The organism is Ruminococcus sp. NATIVEDY160, from assembly GCF_045819885.1.
In the GTDB taxonomy this organism is placed as follows: domain Bacteria; phylum Bacillota; class Clostridia; order Oscillospirales; family Acutalibacteraceae; genus Ruminococcoides.
Genome location: NZ_CP162391.1, coordinates 1,919,491 through 1,935,811, shown reverse-complemented (window position 1 = coordinate 1,935,811; position 16,321 = coordinate 1,919,491). Strand labels below are relative to the sequence as shown.

At 50.2% G+C, this 16,321-nt stretch carries 15 protein-coding genes; 14 read left to right on the top strand and 1 reads right to left on the bottom strand.

Translation table 11 applies throughout. From position 1 onward, the window contains the following. Positions 1-77 precede the first annotated feature (77 nt). Positions 78-815: a thioester domain-containing protein gene (locus tag AB1I49_RS09585; RefSeq protein WP_407720849.1), complete on the top strand. Its 738-nt coding sequence runs from the start codon at positions 78-80 to the stop codon at positions 813-815. Here the strand turns inward: AB1I49_RS09585 and AB1I49_RS09580 are convergent. Then, positions 702-4,205, bottom strand: coding sequence for a leucine-rich repeat protein (locus AB1I49_RS09580; RefSeq protein ID WP_407720848.1), 3,504 nt, complete (start codon positions 4,203-4,205; stop codon positions 702-704). The genes AB1I49_RS09585 and AB1I49_RS09580 overlap by 114 nt on opposite strands. A gap of 505 nt (positions 4,206-4,710) precedes the next feature. Between AB1I49_RS09580 and AB1I49_RS09575 the strand changes: the two genes are divergently transcribed. The 13 genes from AB1I49_RS09575 (at position 4,711) to AB1I49_RS09515 (ending at position 16,305) form a co-directional block, all read left to right on the top strand. Continuing rightward, entirely contained in the window at positions 4,711-7,605 is a 2,895-nt protein-coding gene (locus tag AB1I49_RS09575; protein ID WP_407720847.1) for a SpaA isopeptide-forming pilin-related protein, read from the top strand. 79 nt (positions 7,606-7,684) lie between these two features. Then, positions 7,685-9,190, top strand: coding sequence for a SpaH/EbpB family LPXTG-anchored major pilin (locus AB1I49_RS09570; RefSeq protein ID WP_407720846.1), 1,506 nt, complete (start codon positions 7,685-7,687; stop codon positions 9,188-9,190). Between the two features lie 49 nt (positions 9,191-9,239). Next, positions 9,240-10,103, top strand: coding sequence for a class C sortase (locus tag AB1I49_RS09565; RefSeq protein WP_407720845.1), 864 nt, complete (start codon positions 9,240-9,242; stop codon positions 10,101-10,103). Further along, a complete protein-coding gene (locus tag AB1I49_RS09560) occupies positions 10,100-10,390 on the top strand; it encodes a DUF4314 domain-containing protein (protein ID WP_316610024.1) in 291 nt (96 codons plus the stop codon). The genes AB1I49_RS09565 and AB1I49_RS09560 overlap by 4 nt, the downstream gene beginning before the upstream one ends. Before the next feature lie 7 nt (positions 10,391-10,397). Next, positions 10,398-10,538, top strand: coding sequence for a hypothetical protein (locus AB1I49_RS09555; RefSeq protein ID WP_316610026.1), 141 nt, complete (start codon positions 10,398-10,400; stop codon positions 10,536-10,538). Next, positions 10,531-11,052, top strand: a complete 522-nt coding sequence (locus tag AB1I49_RS09550; RefSeq protein WP_407720844.1) for a hypothetical protein — start codon at positions 10,531-10,533, stop codon at positions 11,050-11,052. The genes AB1I49_RS09555 and AB1I49_RS09550 overlap by 8 nt, the downstream gene beginning before the upstream one ends. A 32-nt stretch (positions 11,053-11,084) precedes the next feature. Beyond that, on the top strand, positions 11,085-12,188 hold the full coding sequence (dcm, locus tag AB1I49_RS09545) for a DNA (cytosine-5-)-methyltransferase (protein WP_407720843.1): 1,104 nt from the start codon (positions 11,085-11,087) through the stop codon (positions 12,186-12,188). Positions 12,189-12,193: 5 nt separating this feature from the next. Beyond that, positions 12,194-13,219 (top strand): hypothetical protein, encoded by a 1,026-nt coding sequence (locus AB1I49_RS09540; protein WP_407720842.1) that lies wholly within the window; start codon positions 12,194-12,196, stop codon positions 13,217-13,219. A gap of 11 nt (positions 13,220-13,230) precedes the next feature. After that, on the top strand, positions 13,231-14,418 hold the full coding sequence (locus tag AB1I49_RS09535; RefSeq protein ID WP_407720841.1) for an antirestriction protein ArdA: 1,188 nt from the start codon (positions 13,231-13,233) through the stop codon (positions 14,416-14,418). Further along, complete coding sequence (locus AB1I49_RS09530) at positions 14,363-14,593, top strand: AbrB/MazE/SpoVT family DNA-binding domain-containing protein (protein WP_316620969.1); 231 nt, start codon at positions 14,363-14,365, stop codon at positions 14,591-14,593. The genes AB1I49_RS09535 and AB1I49_RS09530 overlap by 56 nt, the downstream gene beginning before the upstream one ends. A gap of 14 nt (positions 14,594-14,607) precedes the next feature. Further along, entirely contained in the window at positions 14,608-14,913 is a 306-nt protein-coding gene (locus AB1I49_RS09525) for an AbrB/MazE/SpoVT family DNA-binding domain-containing protein (RefSeq protein WP_316620968.1), read from the top strand. Next, positions 14,906-15,628 carry a DUF3849 domain-containing protein gene (locus AB1I49_RS09520; protein ID WP_407720840.1) on the top strand — a complete coding sequence of 241 codons (723 nt, stop codon included), beginning with the start codon at positions 14,906-14,908 and terminating at the stop codon, positions 15,626-15,628. The genes AB1I49_RS09525 and AB1I49_RS09520 overlap by 8 nt, the downstream gene beginning before the upstream one ends. Continuing rightward, positions 15,625-16,305, top strand: a complete 681-nt coding sequence (locus AB1I49_RS09515; RefSeq protein WP_407720839.1) for a DUF3846 domain-containing protein — start codon at positions 15,625-15,627, stop codon at positions 16,303-16,305. Before AB1I49_RS09520 ends, AB1I49_RS09515 begins: the two co-directional genes overlap by 4 nt. Positions 16,306-16,321: the final 16 nt, after the last annotated feature.

Below are 16,321 nucleotides of genomic sequence, written 5' to 3'. Positions count from 1 at the left end.
TGAAACATTTTTACCGTACACGTGACAGACCCGGCAACTACACCAACCAATTAATCCTAAAGGAAAGGAGAGAGAAATTGAAACAAGTAAAAAGGATAATCGCCGTTTTGCTTGCACTGACCGTCATAATGCTGGCAGCTTGTTCGGATTTCGGAACAGCAGTCAAAGCAGCGGAAATAGGCGGCGGCAATGACGTCAACCTCGATTGCTACGGAGAATATATCTCCAATGACGAACTCGGCGAGCTTATTTCCTACGGCGGTTACATCTCGAAATCTGAATACGCCCGGCATATCAACGATGACTCGGTTGGCGCATCCTACACTCCGAGTTTTGAAGGCTGCTATGACACAGGCGGCAATCAGATATACGTCAGACGCGCTATGGCACGGCAGTATGTCGGTGAAGCCGCCCTGATGATATTCATCAACAGCTCGAGAGCCTACTGTATTCAGCCGGGCGAAGCTCTGAATGCTTACTCGGATCTGACGCCGAGTACCTCAACCGGCGTTTGGGCGAGTCTCTCGGGTAATCAGCAGCAGGCAATCAATACGGCGCTCTGTTTCGGCAGAGAGGGAAACTTTTCCAATATTAAAGGAAACACCTCCATCAATTCCGACCAGTGCTATCTTGCGACACAGCTCATTATCGGCGGCTGCCTGTCTCTGCGATACCGTTTCGGTTCGGCAGTATCTCCCGCATTATCCCAAATGGTCAACCAAATCCGCGAGATACATCTGGATCATTGTCACGTCGTTGATATCCACCTTGCCGTCGCCGTTCGCGTCGGCGGCTTTTTCCTGCACGGGAGTTAAGATCAGCAGGTCGGCGAGGTTCTGCTGGATCGTGGTGGCGTCGTTGATATCGATAACGCCGTCGCTGTTCACATCGCCGATCAGAAGCTCCTCCGGAACGGTGACCATATACACACCCAAAGAAGCGGTGTCAAAGCACAGGAATCCGTTCTCGTACACTGCGCTCATCTTTTCCGGACTGCTGTCCGCCCCAATGCGATAGACCTTCGCGTTTGGATTATCGCAGGGGATTTTCACCGTCATCACATCAGCCGCTTGCAGCGGTTCGCCGTCCCGTGTCAGCTGAATATCAAACATTTTCGCTATCTGTTCACCGGCGGCAGGGCTGATATCTCCCATACCTCCGCTTTCTTTCGGGGTGACAGTGAGAGCGAGACCGCGGTCACCCGTCACCGAGATATTCGTTTTCGCGTCGGTATAGGTTTGTTCGTTTTCACGGTCAAGCGCGGCAAACTCAAATCCGTAGTCCTTTGCATATTGTTCGGCGGCGGTTCCCTTGAAGCCGTAAATCTTATAGTTCGATTTTCTGACCGGCAACTCCTCGCCCGCAAAGCCTAACGCGTATTCTCCGATTTTTTCGACGCTCCGCGGAACGATCACCTCTGTTTCTTTCGTATCCCAAAATGCCAAACTGCAGATTTCCTTCAGACCTGCGGGAAGGCTGACGGAGCCAAGACCGGTGCCCGTAAAAGCATTCATTCCGATAACCTCGACCGAATCGGGAATGGATATTTCACGGAGCCTGCCGTTCATGAAAAAGGCTGCGCTGATTCCGGTGGTTCCGTCCTTGATATCCACCGCAGCGGGGCATTCTCCTTTGTACCCGTACAATACATTTCCCGCGTACACCGGTCCGTCAGGCTGCTCTTCATACCATCGTGTAGCCATCAGCGCCTCTGAGCCGATGTTGTTCAGGCTGTCGGGGAAGCGGATGTCGCTCAGATTTCCGCAGCCCCAAAAGGCTGTGCTTCCGATTTTTTTCAAGCCTTCGGGAAGGATTATTTCCTTCAGCTCCTTCTTATTGACAAACACACCGTCGTTTATCGTTTCCGTCCCGTCCTTCACGGTCAGGCTTTCGGGGCACTCTCCTTTGAAGGCAATGGCTGTTTTGTTGATATATACGATGCCGTCAGGCTGATTCTCCATCCACTTTGTATCCTTAAAGGCATAGCCGCCTATCTCGGTGACGCTTTCGGGAACATGGATTTCCGAGAGATTGGTGCAGCCGTAAAACGCGCCTTCTCCGATACTCTCGAGGCCTTCGGGCAGCGAAACCGTTTCGAGCGCTTCACAGCCGCTGAATATGTGGCTGTTCAGCGAGGTGATCCCGGGTCTGATTTCCAGCTCCTTCGGGCACTCACCCTTCAGCCTGTAGAGAATTTGATTGATATAGACAAGTCCGTCGGGCTGGTTTTCAAACCATTTTGTCCCGTTGAAAGCGCCATAGCCCACTCTCTTCAGGCTTGCCGGGAAGGTGATGTTTTCCAGCTTGGAGCACCCTTCAAAAGCGCCGTTCCGTATTTGTGTCACACCGTCCGGGATATCAACCGTTTCAAGCTCCGTGCAGTCCATGAACGCCCAATAACCGATATTGGATGCACCGGCAGACAGAACAACCTCCTTCAGGGCGGTGCAGCCGCGAAACGCGCCTTGACCGATCTCCGTCACGCTGTCGGGAATACGAATGCTTTCCAGAGTGCTGCACTCACAGAACAGGTTCGGAATGATTATTTTCGTACCGGGTTCGATCACCACATTTTTGGGGCATTTGCCGTTAATGCCGCACGCGATGCGATTGATATATACGACTCCCTCCGGATGGTTCTGCAGCCATTTGGTGCCTGCGAAAGCATCTTCGCCTATTTCCCTCACACTTTCGGGGATTTCAACGCTTTCAAGGCTCTCGCAGTTCTCAAAAGCACCGCTTCCGATTTTCGAAATGCCGTCGGGAATGATCAGCTTTTTTATTTCCGGATGCGAATAGCGCATATAGCTCCGTGAAAACAGACCCGCAGGGATCTCGGATATCGCATGTCCGTCGATTTCCGAAGGAAATTCCAGCACCTCGCCGCCTCCGTAGAAATCGGAGATCACGACATTGCCGTTGCTGTACGCGTAATAATCAAAGCCGAACGGCAGCTCCCTGACTGCTTCAAACCGGATATCGTTATCCTCCGCAAATTTTCCCACGGCGGAATAACGGATTCCTTTTATGCACAAATTTCTCAGCGTTTCCTCATTCAGTTCGGTGATTCCGGAATCCTCCATTTCAGACGCGGTTATCTTCGGGCACAAAACCGTCAGCGTACCGAGACTGCTGCAGCCGGAGAAAACCCAGCAGCCGATTTCGGATGCTTTTTCCGGAATCGTTAATTTCTCCAGCTTGGAACAATTTCTGAACGCCTTATCTCCTATTTTCGTGACGCTTTCGGGAATCACGATTTCAACAGCGTCCGCACCCTCGAAGGATTCCTTTTCTAGCGACGTCACGGGCTTTCCGCCCAGCTCCGCAGGTATGGTGACGACGCTGTCCTTTCCGAGGTATTCAATGATCTCGGCGGTGGCGTCATCCCGGATCATATACTTGAAAACACCGCTTGTTACAACGGGAGCCTCAAATGTAAATCTGACATGATACATACCGGTGGCGGATTGATCCATGAGACCGAAATCACAGTAACAGGTTTCTCCCGCCATCACGATCTCCGTTTGTTTGTGAAACGATTCCGAGCTGCTGCAGCTGACAATGCCGCGGCGGGTAGAGAGCTGAAAAGTTGAGCCGTAAGCTTTCGCGTCAACCGCTTCGATACCGATACACATATCCTCCGCAGGCGTAAAGCGGAACGTCCGGGGCATGCCTGCATTTTCGATATTCACGCTCAGCTCTTCTCCCGGCACCATTTCGGGAAAGGTGTCGCAGTCATCGAGCCGTACGTTAAAGCCGCCGACAGCGGTACCATCATACAAAGTGAACTCAAATAAATAGGTGCTGCCGGCAGTCAGGTCAAAGAACTCCGGTGAAAACTCTCCTCTGCTGATTCCGCTGCCGTGTCCGCCCCTGCCGGGCTCTCGAAAGAAATACCGCGAACCCGCGTTTCCCGCATTGGCTGCCAAAAGCCGAACGCGCATATCCTTTTCCGGGGTCAGCTGATACATCACCTTTTCTCCGGGAGTATCCACCCGAACGGCAATGGTCTCTCCGAGAGTGAGCTGCGGATACCCTGCCGCCTCGTCGGGAGTCGATCCCACTTCCCCGGACGCCTGAAGCGCCGTTGTTTCCGCGCTGTCGGTTTCCAGCGCACCCGCAGAAAGCGGGATGCTGAAAAAGCACTGAACAGCGAGGACTGTACTGATCATCACAGCAATGATTTTGTTCCGTTTTCTTTTCATAGCATCTGATTCTCCTTGCGTTATCATCGGACGCCTCCGCGACCGCGCACCGCCGCGGCGGCTCGTGTCAGGAAGCAGATCCTGTTTGCTGTATTCATAATATCACAAAAATACTCACTGTGCAAGAAGATTTTGGGGATATCCTTCAAAGCGCCGCCGTCATCCGCATTCCGCAGGACAAACGGACAGACGTTATGCGGCGGCATCGAGGTGTGCAATGTTGACAAAATGCAAACCGAAAATTTGGATTGTTTGAAATCGAGACATATGGTACAATAAAAGATAACATATTATTAAAAATATAAACAACTCTCACTAAAAGGAGGAGCGTTTGATGTTCAGAAAACTAACCGCTTATCTTTTGTCGGCGGCGCTGCTGACAGCGGCGTTGCCCGTCAGCGCGTTTGCAGCCGGAACGGAGGCTGCGGCACAAACGGAAACGTAACAGACGGCAGCCGTTGCCGGAAACGCCCCGTCTGACGGGGAAACGGACGCCGCATCGGGTGTGACCTATGTTGTAACCGACGGTCAGGTCACGGTCACGGGACCCGGCGACGAATCGCTGACCGACCTCAGGATTCCCGAAACGATCGGCGGGCTGCCCGTTACGGCGGTCGCGGAGAACGCGTTCAGCGGCTGCGGCAATATCACCGGTATCACCGTGCCGGACAGCGTGACAGAGATCGGCGAAGGCGCGTTCCAGGGAACGAACCCGACACAGGCGACGCTGCCGTTTATCGGGAACAGCAGAACAGCAGCAGGACATACCGCGGTATTCGGCTATATCTTCGGCTGCACGTACGCGCACTGGAGCAGCGCCCCCGCCGGCAGTATCTGTCAGTACACCGACTCGACCGACTGCCGGTATTTCTGCTATGTGCCCGAGACGATACGGGAGGTCACCGTCACGGACGCCGCGCAGATACCCGAAAACGCCTTTTATAACTGCTCGCTTATCTGGGAAATCGTAAACGGAGAACGAAGCTCGACGGCTCCGTTTTCTCTGGAAGGTAACGGATACCTGTCCATGTACTGTGCCGACGGATATAACGGAAATATTGCCGAAGCCTATCACCGCATTGAGAGCGCAATGTCTTCAGCGCAGACCGTTCCGTCATTTGCCGGAAAAGAGTCATCAAACGCGCCGACATACACGCTCACAGCCAAATACAATAACGTCAAAAGAGTTTGGAACTATGCGCCGCTGACGCTGACGGACAGCAACAGCGTAATGTCGCAGTTTACAGGCTTCAACAACAGAACCATTAACGTCGGCAATGCCACAGTCACCGTTAAGGTGAACGGCAACAAGGTGACGCTCACGCCGTCAGCCGCCAAACTCAATACGACGGGAACAACTGAAATGCTGAGTGCGCTGAAAACCGGCGTCCCCACAACAAACGAGGCAAAGTTAATAGCATACTCATCGTCATATCAGGATGTTGTATCAGGAGGAACCGTCAGTGCTCCCACGGCATATTTCAATGTACGGGTATCTGTGTCGCAGAACGGAAAGCTCAATTCGGATTTTCGTATCCGAAAGGTTATCGGTACACAAAACGAGTATGACACATCAACGGTTGATGTAATTGACGGCATTGCTTCAACTGCCGAAAACCTCAAAGGATGGTATTTCAGAGTTGACGTTTCCGCCACCTCTGCGTTCTACAGCAATTACCACGTCCGTTCATTTACACTCGGCCCCACAGATGAAGCAGGTTTGACGCAGACTGTTTCCGATTATGTTATGCAGCACTTCGATTACAGCAACGTGTACGAGCTTGTGCCTACCGACTATTATGAGGTAACAGAAATCGGTCGAAAAGCTGACAGCTCATCGCCCTGCGTTATGCCGGATTTTTATGAACCGTTGTTATCTACGCGTTCGTACTTATTCCAGACAACGTCGGGAACCAATGATACCCCGAAAGTCTTTGATTTCTATTACACCAATATCTTCAGCATACCTTTGGAGATCCTCAAAACTACCGATGACGGCAGTGCGACGGTCAATTACTATTTCAGAATAGTGAACCGGGAGACCAATGAGCAATACACAGCCCGTGTTACAGACCGCGGAACCTATTGTACGGGATATCAAAAGCGCAGTTCAAGCGGACACTATTATCTGACACTGCCGGAGGGCAAATACACGCTGACAGAGCTTGGCTTGAAACAGACAGGCGGCGGTTACGCAATTCCCGACAGGTTTATCAAACCCGAACCCGTAGAGTTCGAGATATCCGCCGACGCGTATAAAAAGGCGACAGAAAGTGGTTATCAGGCTGTTACCATCAAGGTGGACAACAAATGTGAGGGCAAAATCAAAATCAGGAAAACTGAAGAAGGCGGCAGCAATCCGGTAGCCGGAGCGACCTACGGTTTGTTTTCTGATGAGAAATGTCTGAATCTGATGTATCAGTTTCCGGAAACCGACAGTAACGGTGAGGCGGTTACTGCAGAAAAATACCCTTGCGGTGAGCAGTATTACGTCAAAGAAATTGAAGCACCAACCGGTTATGAACTGTCCGATAAGATCTATCCCGTGATGATTCAGGCACAGGAAGAAAATGAGATCGTTTACGAGCTGGCGGTCAGCGATAAAAAGACACCGACCAGGATACAAGTAATCAAGGTCGATCAGAAAGGCGATCCGCTCAAAGGCGTACAGCTTCAAATCCTTGACACCAATGGTAACATTGTTATCCCGACATGGACAACCGACGGTAATCCCTACGAGATTACAGGACAGCTTGAAATCGGGCAGAAGTATAGGCTGCATGAAGTAAAAACCCTGACGGAATACGTTTTGAGCAACGACGTATCATTCACTGTTCGGGACACCCCCGATGTGCAGACGGTCAGGATGATCAACCGAAAAAAGACCGGTCAGGTTGAAATCAGGAAGTACGACGGCGATGGTAAGACCCTTGTCGGCGCTCAGTGGAAGATTTACAGATCGGATGATACTGAGGTGAAATTCTACCGGGTTTCCGAAGGAATGTACTCCTACACAGAGAACGGATCATATACAACCCTTTCAACTGTGAACGTAACGCTTACCGCAATGAGTTTACCGTTAGGAAGTTACTACCTCGTTGAAACGATGGCGCCGAGCGGAAAAATGAGCTACGGCAAAAAGATTTCGCTCACCATTGCTCCCGACGGTTCTCAGACGCTGAACAGAACAATCTCTGTCAAGGATAACAACATCGTTATGCCCAACACCGGTTCACGAGGGCGGCTTGCTCTTTGCGGTTCGGGCATCATATCACTTATTGCCGCTTTAGCGGTATTAACTTACTACAGAAAAAAGAAAAACACTATCAGTCAGAATGCACCCACAAAGGGTGCTTTTTGCATTTGTAAAGAAAAACAAAACAAAGAACCCCGCCGTTGATGACGTTTTCAGATAGAAATAAACGCTTCAATAGGCGGGAGAGAGTGCCCACCGGCACATTTAGGAGGAATTTTGCATTATGAAAAAGTATTTAATCAAATCAACATCAGTTATTTTTATGATTCTCACCATCATTATCACGGCGATTCCGTTCGCATCCGCAGCGACGGTCTTGGACGAAACAAAGAAGGTTTCGTTCACCGTAAACTGCTCAAAGCCGGGCTACACCTTTGAGGTGTTCAGAGTCGCTGATCTCAAGACCACATCAGGTTCCACCAACGAAACCTCGTATTCACCGCTCTTCGACAGTATTTCAAGTGAAGTAAAGGCCGGCAACAGCAAGAATATCCTTGCCAAGCTCGATTCGCTCTCACCTATCAATACTGCGATGCCGGCAGGTGCGGTATCCTGCGGTACCTTCACAAGCACAACATCGACAACCACCAAGACCTTTTCAAATCTGGCACAGGGTATCTACTATGTGAAATGCACCAAGTATCCCGCGGGCGTGAAATCCGTAACAAACTCCGTGTTCGCGCTGCCCTACTTCCAGAACAACTCATGGGTCTACACGCTTTCCGCGATCAACCTCGCTAACAAGGTAGCCGACGATACGCCCACTACGCAGAAGGAAATAACTAACTCCACCAAGAGCAATGTAAATTTCACCGACGTTTCCCTCGGCGATACCGTTGAATTCGCGCTGTACAACACCACCGCCGGTTCGACCTCGAACAAGCTTGAGCAGTACACCGTCAAGGATAAGATGACTAAGGGTCTGACCTTCAACAAGGATTCCGTCAAGGTTTACCTCGCAGACAGCAGCAAGACAAAGATCGCCGATCTTACCAAGGACACCGACTACAAGCTTAACGTCACCTCCGAGGGCGACGGCAAGGATACCGAGTTCAATATCGCGCTGACCAAGACCTATCTCGCAAAGAGCGATTTCTATGCTTCCAATGTCAGCTATGTGATCGTCACCTATTCCGCGGTTCTTAACAAGTACGCTGTTGTAGGCACGACGGGCAACCCCAATGAGGACGTTAATCTGACCTACGGCAACGCCTCATCCGTCGCGAGCGTCCCCGGCAACACCGTGTACGTTTACACCTACGGCGTTAATGTCATGAAAAAGAACGAGAACGGCACAGCTCTGAGCGGCGCGAAGTTCAGCATCTACAAGACAAGCGCCAACGCGCAGAATAACCAGAGCGCGATCGGCTCCGGTACCTCGGATTCCAACGGCAAGGTAACCTTCCTCAATTCCGCAGGCGAGGAAGTCAAGCTCCAGAGCGGCACCTATTACATTGTTGAGACGCAGGCGCCTTCGGGCTACAACGTCTACGGCAAGGTCATTCCCGTCACCATCACCGCGACCTACCGCACCGCCATCAGCAACGGTACATGGGTGCAGAACGCGCCGACAAACGGCACCGCGTCCGTGACTGTCACCGATACCAAGCTGATCGTACCTCAGACCGGCGGTTATGTGATGTACCTCTACATCGCGGGCGCGGCTTCGCTCGTCCTCGGCGGCGTGATGCTTGTCATCATCAAGAGAAGCAAGAAGAACAGCAAATAATCAACCAATGACTCAGGGGCGGCGCAAGCCGCCCCAACTGTGATCAACTATGAAAAAACTGAAACCTCTTTTTATTATTCTGACCGCCGTTCTGATACTTTTCAGCGCGGTTTGTTTTCTTTATCCCGCGATCAGCAATGCCATCAACGAGCAGTGCAACAAGAGCCGGATCGACGATTACAACAATAACGTGGATTCTGTTTCACAGGAAGATTTAGACGATTATTTTTCTGTAGCAGAAAAATACAACGAGGCACTGGCAACCGACGTCAGTACTGATAACCAAATGGTTTCGATCCTTTCTCACTATGATGAGATTCTTGATTTTGACGGCGGCGTTATGGGATATGTGGAAATCCCATCCATTCACGTTCGTCTTCCGATTTATCACGGTGAGAGCGATGATGTGCTCACAAAGGGTGCGGCTCATTTAGAGCATACTTCTTTTCCGATAGGCGGCGAAAACACCCACGCCTGTATTTCAGCACACAGAGGTTATCCGACGCAGAAATTCTTTGACGACATCGACGAGTTGGAAAACGGTGACGAAATCTATATTTACGTTCTCAACCGAACCATGAAATACACGGTTACGGATAAGGATGTGGTTGAACCCGATGATTCAAGCAAGCTGGAAGTTGTTCAGGGCAAGGATCTGCTGACGCTTGTGACCTGCACACCCTATGGCATTAACAGCCATCGTCTGCTGATTCATGCTGAACGTGATTCCTTTGCAGTTGCCACCCATGATTCCGCGGCGACTATTTCGCAGCTTACCGAAAGTAACTATTATAGCAGTCAGCTACAAATCGTGATTGCCGGATTCGTCGTAATTGCTGTTGTGATTGTAAAAATCTACTATTGGCGCAGAAAAAGAAAGAGGATTCGGCAACAAACGGAGGTAACAAAATGACAGAATGGGATCGCCTGCGCAGACGGGCACAGATGATTAAAGACAGATACCCCGCCGGAACGAGAATTATGCTCCTTCATATGGGGAACGACCCGAATCCAATCGCACCGAACACCAGAGGAACAGTAGTGGCAGTTGACGACATCGGTACTGTTCACTGCGATTTCGATAACGGAAGGAGCTTAGGTATTGTTCCCGGCGAGGATACCTTCCGCACTCTCACCGCCGAAGAAATCGCGGAGGAACAGAGCGTTGATGAAAGTGAAGCTCCGACCATGCAGATGTGAGGTTACTATGGAAAACACTGTCATTGAGATTCCGACTCAGCTCGTCGAGCCGCTATTGGAATATGCCGCCGAAACCGGACTTTCAGTAGAGGAAGTTGTGAATTCGGCAATCAAAAATCATTTAGAGAGGATGAGCAAAAATGCCTGACGGCGCTAAGAAAGGCATTACCGTGAAGGTTGACGCAGGGCTTCACGCTGAAGTCAGCGCGTATATCCGTGAGCACGGTATGACAATGTCTGAGTTCGTTGCCCTTGCCCTGGACAACGAGCTTCACCCCAAAATTACAGAGAAAGAAGGAAATAACATGGCAAACACAAGAACCGTTGCATTTCAGGTGCCCGAGGAAATGTTTCAGCGTATCAAGGACTACCTGCAGCGCAACAACATGACACAGAAGCAGTTCCTGCTTGGTCTCATCGAGCGTGAACTCGACCGCGAACAGAGCGTTCGTGAGGGCGAGAACGGCGAATTTGAGCGCGAAAGCGAGCAGGACGAAGAAGAACCTGACTACAGCGAAAACGGCGCTGTGGACGATTTTGAGGGCAATTCCGACGAGGATGAATACGACGAAGAAGATTCCGAGTTTGACGATGAAGAGTCCGACGACGAGGACTTCACCGACGATGAATCTGAGGACGAAGGCTATGAAATGAGTATGTAAAGGAGGACATTTTTACTTAGGTCGGATGCCGTATGGCAATCCGGTTTTTTGATATGTTTTCGGGAATCGGCGGTTTTCGCAGTGGCTTGGAAGCCGTCGGCGGCTTTGAATGCATCGGCCACTGCGAGATCGACCCTTACCCGAACACAGCATACAATGCAATTTTTGAGACGAGAGGTGAATATTACTGTGACGACGCAAGAAAAATCAACCCCGATAACATACCCGACTTCGACCTTGTCTGCGCGGGATTTCCTTGTCAGAGCTTCAGCGTGGCGGGAAAGCGGCTTGGCTTCGAGGATACCAGAGGCACTCTCTTCTTTGAAGTTGCCCGATTGCTTAAGGCGAAACGGCCTGCATTTTTTCTTTTGGAAAACGTTGTCGGACTGTTATCGCATGACGCAGGCAGGACACTTGAAACCATCTTTTCCGCGCTTGTTGAAATGGGGTATTGTTTTGAATGGTGTGTGCTTGACAGCAGATATTACGTTCCCCAGCAGCGAAAACGGCTGTACATTGTCGGATATCTTGATGAACGATGTGCCGGAGAAATATTTCCTCTCGAAAGCCGCGATGCGAAAAATCTCAGGCAGATTATCGGCGGCAGCCAAGGACAGCGCGTCTACGATCCCGACGGCATAGCCTGTACACAGTGTGCCGGTTCCGGCGGTCAGGGCGGAAAAACAGGTCTGTACTTCATCGACCTGAATCCCGATCCGAAGATCACCGACGAAGCGAGAACCATTATCGCACGGCACAACGCCGGAGTGACAAACCACAAAGGCGTCAATTCCGGTGTTCTGATCGAGGACAAGCCGAGGGCGATCATCTCGCCGCAAAAGGAAACCGTCCGTCAGAACGGCAGGCGCGTCAAGGAACCCGACGAGCCGATGTTTACCATCACCGCCACTGACAGGCACGGCGTGGTGCATGAGGGCAGGATACGAACTCTTATGCCGATTGAGTGCTGGCGGCTTCAAGGGTTTACCGACGAGCAATTCTACAAGGCACAGGTGATGGGCTTATCCGATGCCCGGCTTTATAAAATGGCAGGAAATTCAGTCACTGTCCCTGTTATCGCCGCTATCGGCGAGAGAATCAGTGCGGTCAATGAGAAATATCAGATTGTGAGGTGAGAACCGTGAAAGACTACAGTGAACTCATCAAATGGCTTCAGGATGATATCACGAAGCCCGCCGTTATAAGAAACGGCGACTATGCGGACACCATCATCCGTGTGCCATACGATGATGATTTTGACTTTTTGTTTCATCAGAATAGCTACAACGGCGAACCGCTGACAGTCAACACAAATATGGTTTACTGCGGCATCTATAACAAACTTGACGGACAGCTTTATGACATCAAATATCCCATCAAAGGTAAGCTTAACGAAATGGATTCCACAAAATCCATGCAAGGTATTAAGCAGGGATTTACCGATGACGTCCGATCCTTTATTGAGGGGGTTGTCGGCGACGACGTTGATCATCTGCGCAGCCCGTTTTTTGAGGACGCGCAGTACGATAACCGCCTTGACGATTTCAGGCGCAACTATGCTGATTCTATCGTGACAAGGATGTATCTCGGCGGGGATTCGGCTGACGACGTCAGATTTCAATGCGGTTATTATTTGGATCGGAGCAGCACAGCCTTAATGCTGCGGTATTTGAAGTATCACGACGCGACTGTCGAAGAAGCCGCGACAGGATATTGGCAGACCCATCAGGATGATATCCTGCTTGAGCTGCGTAAAAACGAGATTCTCCGTGAAAAACTCCGTTCAATCGAAATGAACCCGAACAATCTTTTGAATAAGCAGCGTGCCATAATGGACGCTGTCAAAAACAGCGGTGCTAAAACCGTTAATGTTACCGTTATCAAGGGCGGCGAGCAGTATAGCTTTAAGTATAACGCGGACAGGCTGAGCCGTTACTTGGATAGCAGATACAGCGCATGGGATATGTCGCCTAAAGACAGGGACTGCTTTTACGAGCGTTTCGGCAGATACAGCGAGTTCACTCCCGAAGATATCACCGAGATATCCTATCGGGGAAAAACGCTTTATGAAGCGGATTCTCTCATGCATGACGAGAACGTGGATAAAGATTTTTCGGAAGATGTAGAAGCCGAAGATGAGGGCGAAGGCTTCTCAATGAGTATGTGAGGTGATGTTAATTGAGTACACAGATGACAATAGAGCTTTCGGCTGAAAAGCCGAGAAAGCACGAGTTCTACCGTGCAACATTGGATTTGCCCGCGACAGAGCTGCAGATCGAAGACGCTCTCAGCAAAGCGCGGTTTCAAAACGAGTCCTCCAAAAAATATATTGACATTGAGGAAGCAATACTTTTCGATCCTTCTCATCTGTCGGTCACCGCAGACGATATTCATATGCTGAACTATTTGGCGAAGCGCCTTGACAGTTTGTCTGAGGAAGATGAGATCAAATTTGAGGCTCTGTATTATGCCCGCACAAGAGGAATGAAGGAGGACGAGCAAATTCAGGTCGGTTCGGTTATCAATATGACGTTTGGACTGAATATGATACCCCTGGCAGTAAATATCGGAACGGATTATGAGCTGGGCAGATTCGTCGTTGAGAATGATTTTGACGAACGCTTCGAGAACGTTCCGGACGCCGCCTTGTCCTATCTTGATTACAAATCCATTGGAAAGGAATTCAGAGAACGCGACGACGGTGTATTTTATGGCAAATACTATGTACCTACAAGGTACCATGAACCGGATAATTTGTATGACGGCACCCATGTTCTGCCTGAATCCCCGTCGGACAGCGCTGTTTTCAGTCTGCTTGTAGCCAAAGCACCCGAGACCGACCCTGACGAAGTGCTAAAATCAGCGCAGTGGCTTCATTTGCCGGAGAGCAAGGATGAAATGAACGCCTTGGCAAAACAGCTTGGCGCGTCGCAGATTGAGGACTGTGTCTTTTATGATTTCAAAAGCAGCATTCCTCAGATTGAAGGATTTATGCTTCAAAGTATGGGTGATATCGATAAGCTCAACGAGCTTGCTTTGAATTATCTGACCCTTTCCGCAGAGGAACGGACGATGTTCAAAGCCGTAATGGAAAGAAGGCATGTTACCACGCTGGACAGCGCCATTGCCGCCTTCAGGAGCTTGTACGACTATGAGTTTTCACTCGACGCAGAGAACTCTGATGATTTCTTCAAGGAATATCTTGCACATCATCTTCCGACCAATTTTGACACTCGCTGGCTTGATGGTATTCGCTCCGATATCGACGCCGACAGATTACTTCAACAGTTAGGAGCCGAGGTAAAGTTTAATGAAAATTATTTCAGTAACAGCACAGCCCCATGTTTTTATCACATTGCCCGTTGAGGCGCTTATTGAGGCGGGAATCACCCCAACCGATGCTGTCGAAATCTACGCAGAAGACGGAAAGGTCGTTATTCATAAGCTGCAGCCGGAGGACATTGAGAGCTTCGAATGCGACGAAGACTGCGTGAATTGTCCGTTTCGAATCATCGACTGCGCCCATGAAAAGGCAGTATAAGGAAGGAGGATACTATGGCAGGCGATATTATTTTCAGATTTTTGGGAAAGGACGGAAAAATCACCATCCCCTATGCAATCAGGGAAAGCCTTGATTTGCAGCACGGCGATATTTTATCTTTTGAGGAATTGGACGACGACAGAATTCTCATCACTCGCGAGAGTCTCTGTGTCTGCAATGCGAGAACGCCGATCGAGGAAAAGAAGGAAACCCTCCTCGATTTCCTCAACAAACTTTCGCCCGAGCAGAAAGCGGCGGCGCTCGTTCATCTGTCGATGCAGGTTGCAGGAGGTCAGAAAGGAAGTTCGGAAAATGCCTGAGTATAAGCATCTTTACCGCTATACACTTCAGAATGCCAACGAGTTTGACGAGGTGGAACAGTGGCGCGAGAGCCACCGCGAAAACTGCAAGTGCGCTAACGACATTACCGACGCCATCAACAGCCATTATCATGACAACCGCCTTGACAACTGTGTTCAGTCGATGATCGACAAATACGGTTTTGACCGCGTGAATTGGGTTATCGCAAACACAATCAGGGAAGGCATTCAGGACGGAAGATATTCCAAAGAAAACAAGAAATGGGCTGAAGGTTTTGACGTTCTGAGCAGTGATCAGAACTGGCACTTCTGTGTGACTGCACATCCCGGCTTGGTGAATGTTTTTGCCAATCAGCTCAGAGCCGCATGGAACGAACTGGGTCTGTTCGACAAAGCCGCAGTCACTGACGAAACCAACTATGAGAATCAGGTGCTCATTCTTAAGCCCACAGTATTGAAGAACGAATACAGACAGCCCGACTTTCAGCTGTTCTACGCAACCGACGGCTTCGGATGCGATCCGAAAAAGATCGGTGCGCGGGTGTTCGGCTTCTTTTTGAAGGACGACGAGTTTACGTCCTTCCGCCGCCATGATTTTTACGGCGTAGCCAATGACGCGGCTTTACCGGATTGGGCGCTTGATAAGCTCAATGAAATCAGAGAGAAGCTGGTTATTGAGGATTGCAACACAGGAATGGAGGCGAGTCCATCGTGAGAGTGAAAATCTATCAAATCAACAGCAACCGGGACAAGGCACACTTCAGGTTTTCAAATCTTGCCGAAACGACAAAGCTTATGCAGGGTAACGGCGTTGACTCCTCGTTATATGACGAGGTGTTTAACGCCGAGCTTGGCACCGGCGATCTTGAAGAAATTTATACAAAATTTAATATTGAGAGGCATCCGCTCCATAGAGGTGACTCGCTTTCTGTATCCGACGTAGTTGTCACAGATCAAGGAGCTTATTTCTGTGACAGCAGCGGATTTGAGAAAATTGATTTTGATGAATCGAAGACACAGAAGCCCGATGACCTTATGCGGGTGCTTTACGTCGAACCCGGCAAGGTACCGTATGAAGCGGAAATCCGAAACACGCTTGAAGGTATGCAGCGCGCCGTCTGTGACGGTCTCATTGAACCGATTTTCATGGACGACGGCTGTGTGCTTGTCGGGAATGAAGAAAGCAAGCTCAGAGGAATGCAGGGCAACCGTCATCTTGACGGCGGCGGAGTCCTCGCCGGACCCTTCTTCATCTGCGGCGACGCGGGCGAGAATTTCAGATCGCTGACAGATGATGAGGTCAGCAGATACATGGAAAAATACGCGGAACCCGAGGATATCAGCGACGAGGAAACGCAGGCTGACGTCGGGTTCACACTTTATGGATTTTGAAAGGGAGAGTGTTTAT

Coding starts and splice junctions, on each gene's coding strand:
- AB1I49_RS09550 (WP_407720844.1), top strand. CDS start 10,531: ATGCCTGACGGCGCTAAGAAAGGCATTACCGTGAAGGTTGACGCAGGG.
- AB1I49_RS09530 (WP_316620969.1), top strand. CDS start 14,363: ATGAAAATTATTTCAGTAACAGCACAGCCCCATGTTTTTATCACATTG.
- AB1I49_RS09555 (WP_316610026.1), top strand. CDS start 10,398: ATGGAAAACACTGTCATTGAGATTCCGACTCAGCTCGTCGAGCCGCTA.
- AB1I49_RS09565 (WP_407720845.1), top strand. CDS start 9,240: ATGAAAAAACTGAAACCTCTTTTTATTATTCTGACCGCCGTTCTGATA.
- AB1I49_RS09580 (WP_407720848.1), bottom strand. CDS start 4,205: ATGAAAAGAAAACGGAACAAAATCATTGCTGTGATGATCAGTACAGTC.
- AB1I49_RS09560 (WP_316610024.1), top strand. CDS start 10,100: ATGACAGAATGGGATCGCCTGCGCAGACGGGCACAGATGATTAAAGAC.
- AB1I49_RS09520 (WP_407720840.1), top strand. CDS start 14,906: ATGCCTGAGTATAAGCATCTTTACCGCTATACACTTCAGAATGCCAAC.
- AB1I49_RS09570 (WP_407720846.1), top strand. CDS start 7,685: ATGAAAAAGTATTTAATCAAATCAACATCAGTTATTTTTATGATTCTC.
- dcm (WP_407720843.1), top strand. CDS start 11,085: ATGGCAATCCGGTTTTTTGATATGTTTTCGGGAATCGGCGGTTTTCGC.
- AB1I49_RS09525 (WP_316620968.1), top strand. CDS start 14,608: ATGGCAGGCGATATTATTTTCAGATTTTTGGGAAAGGACGGAAAAATC.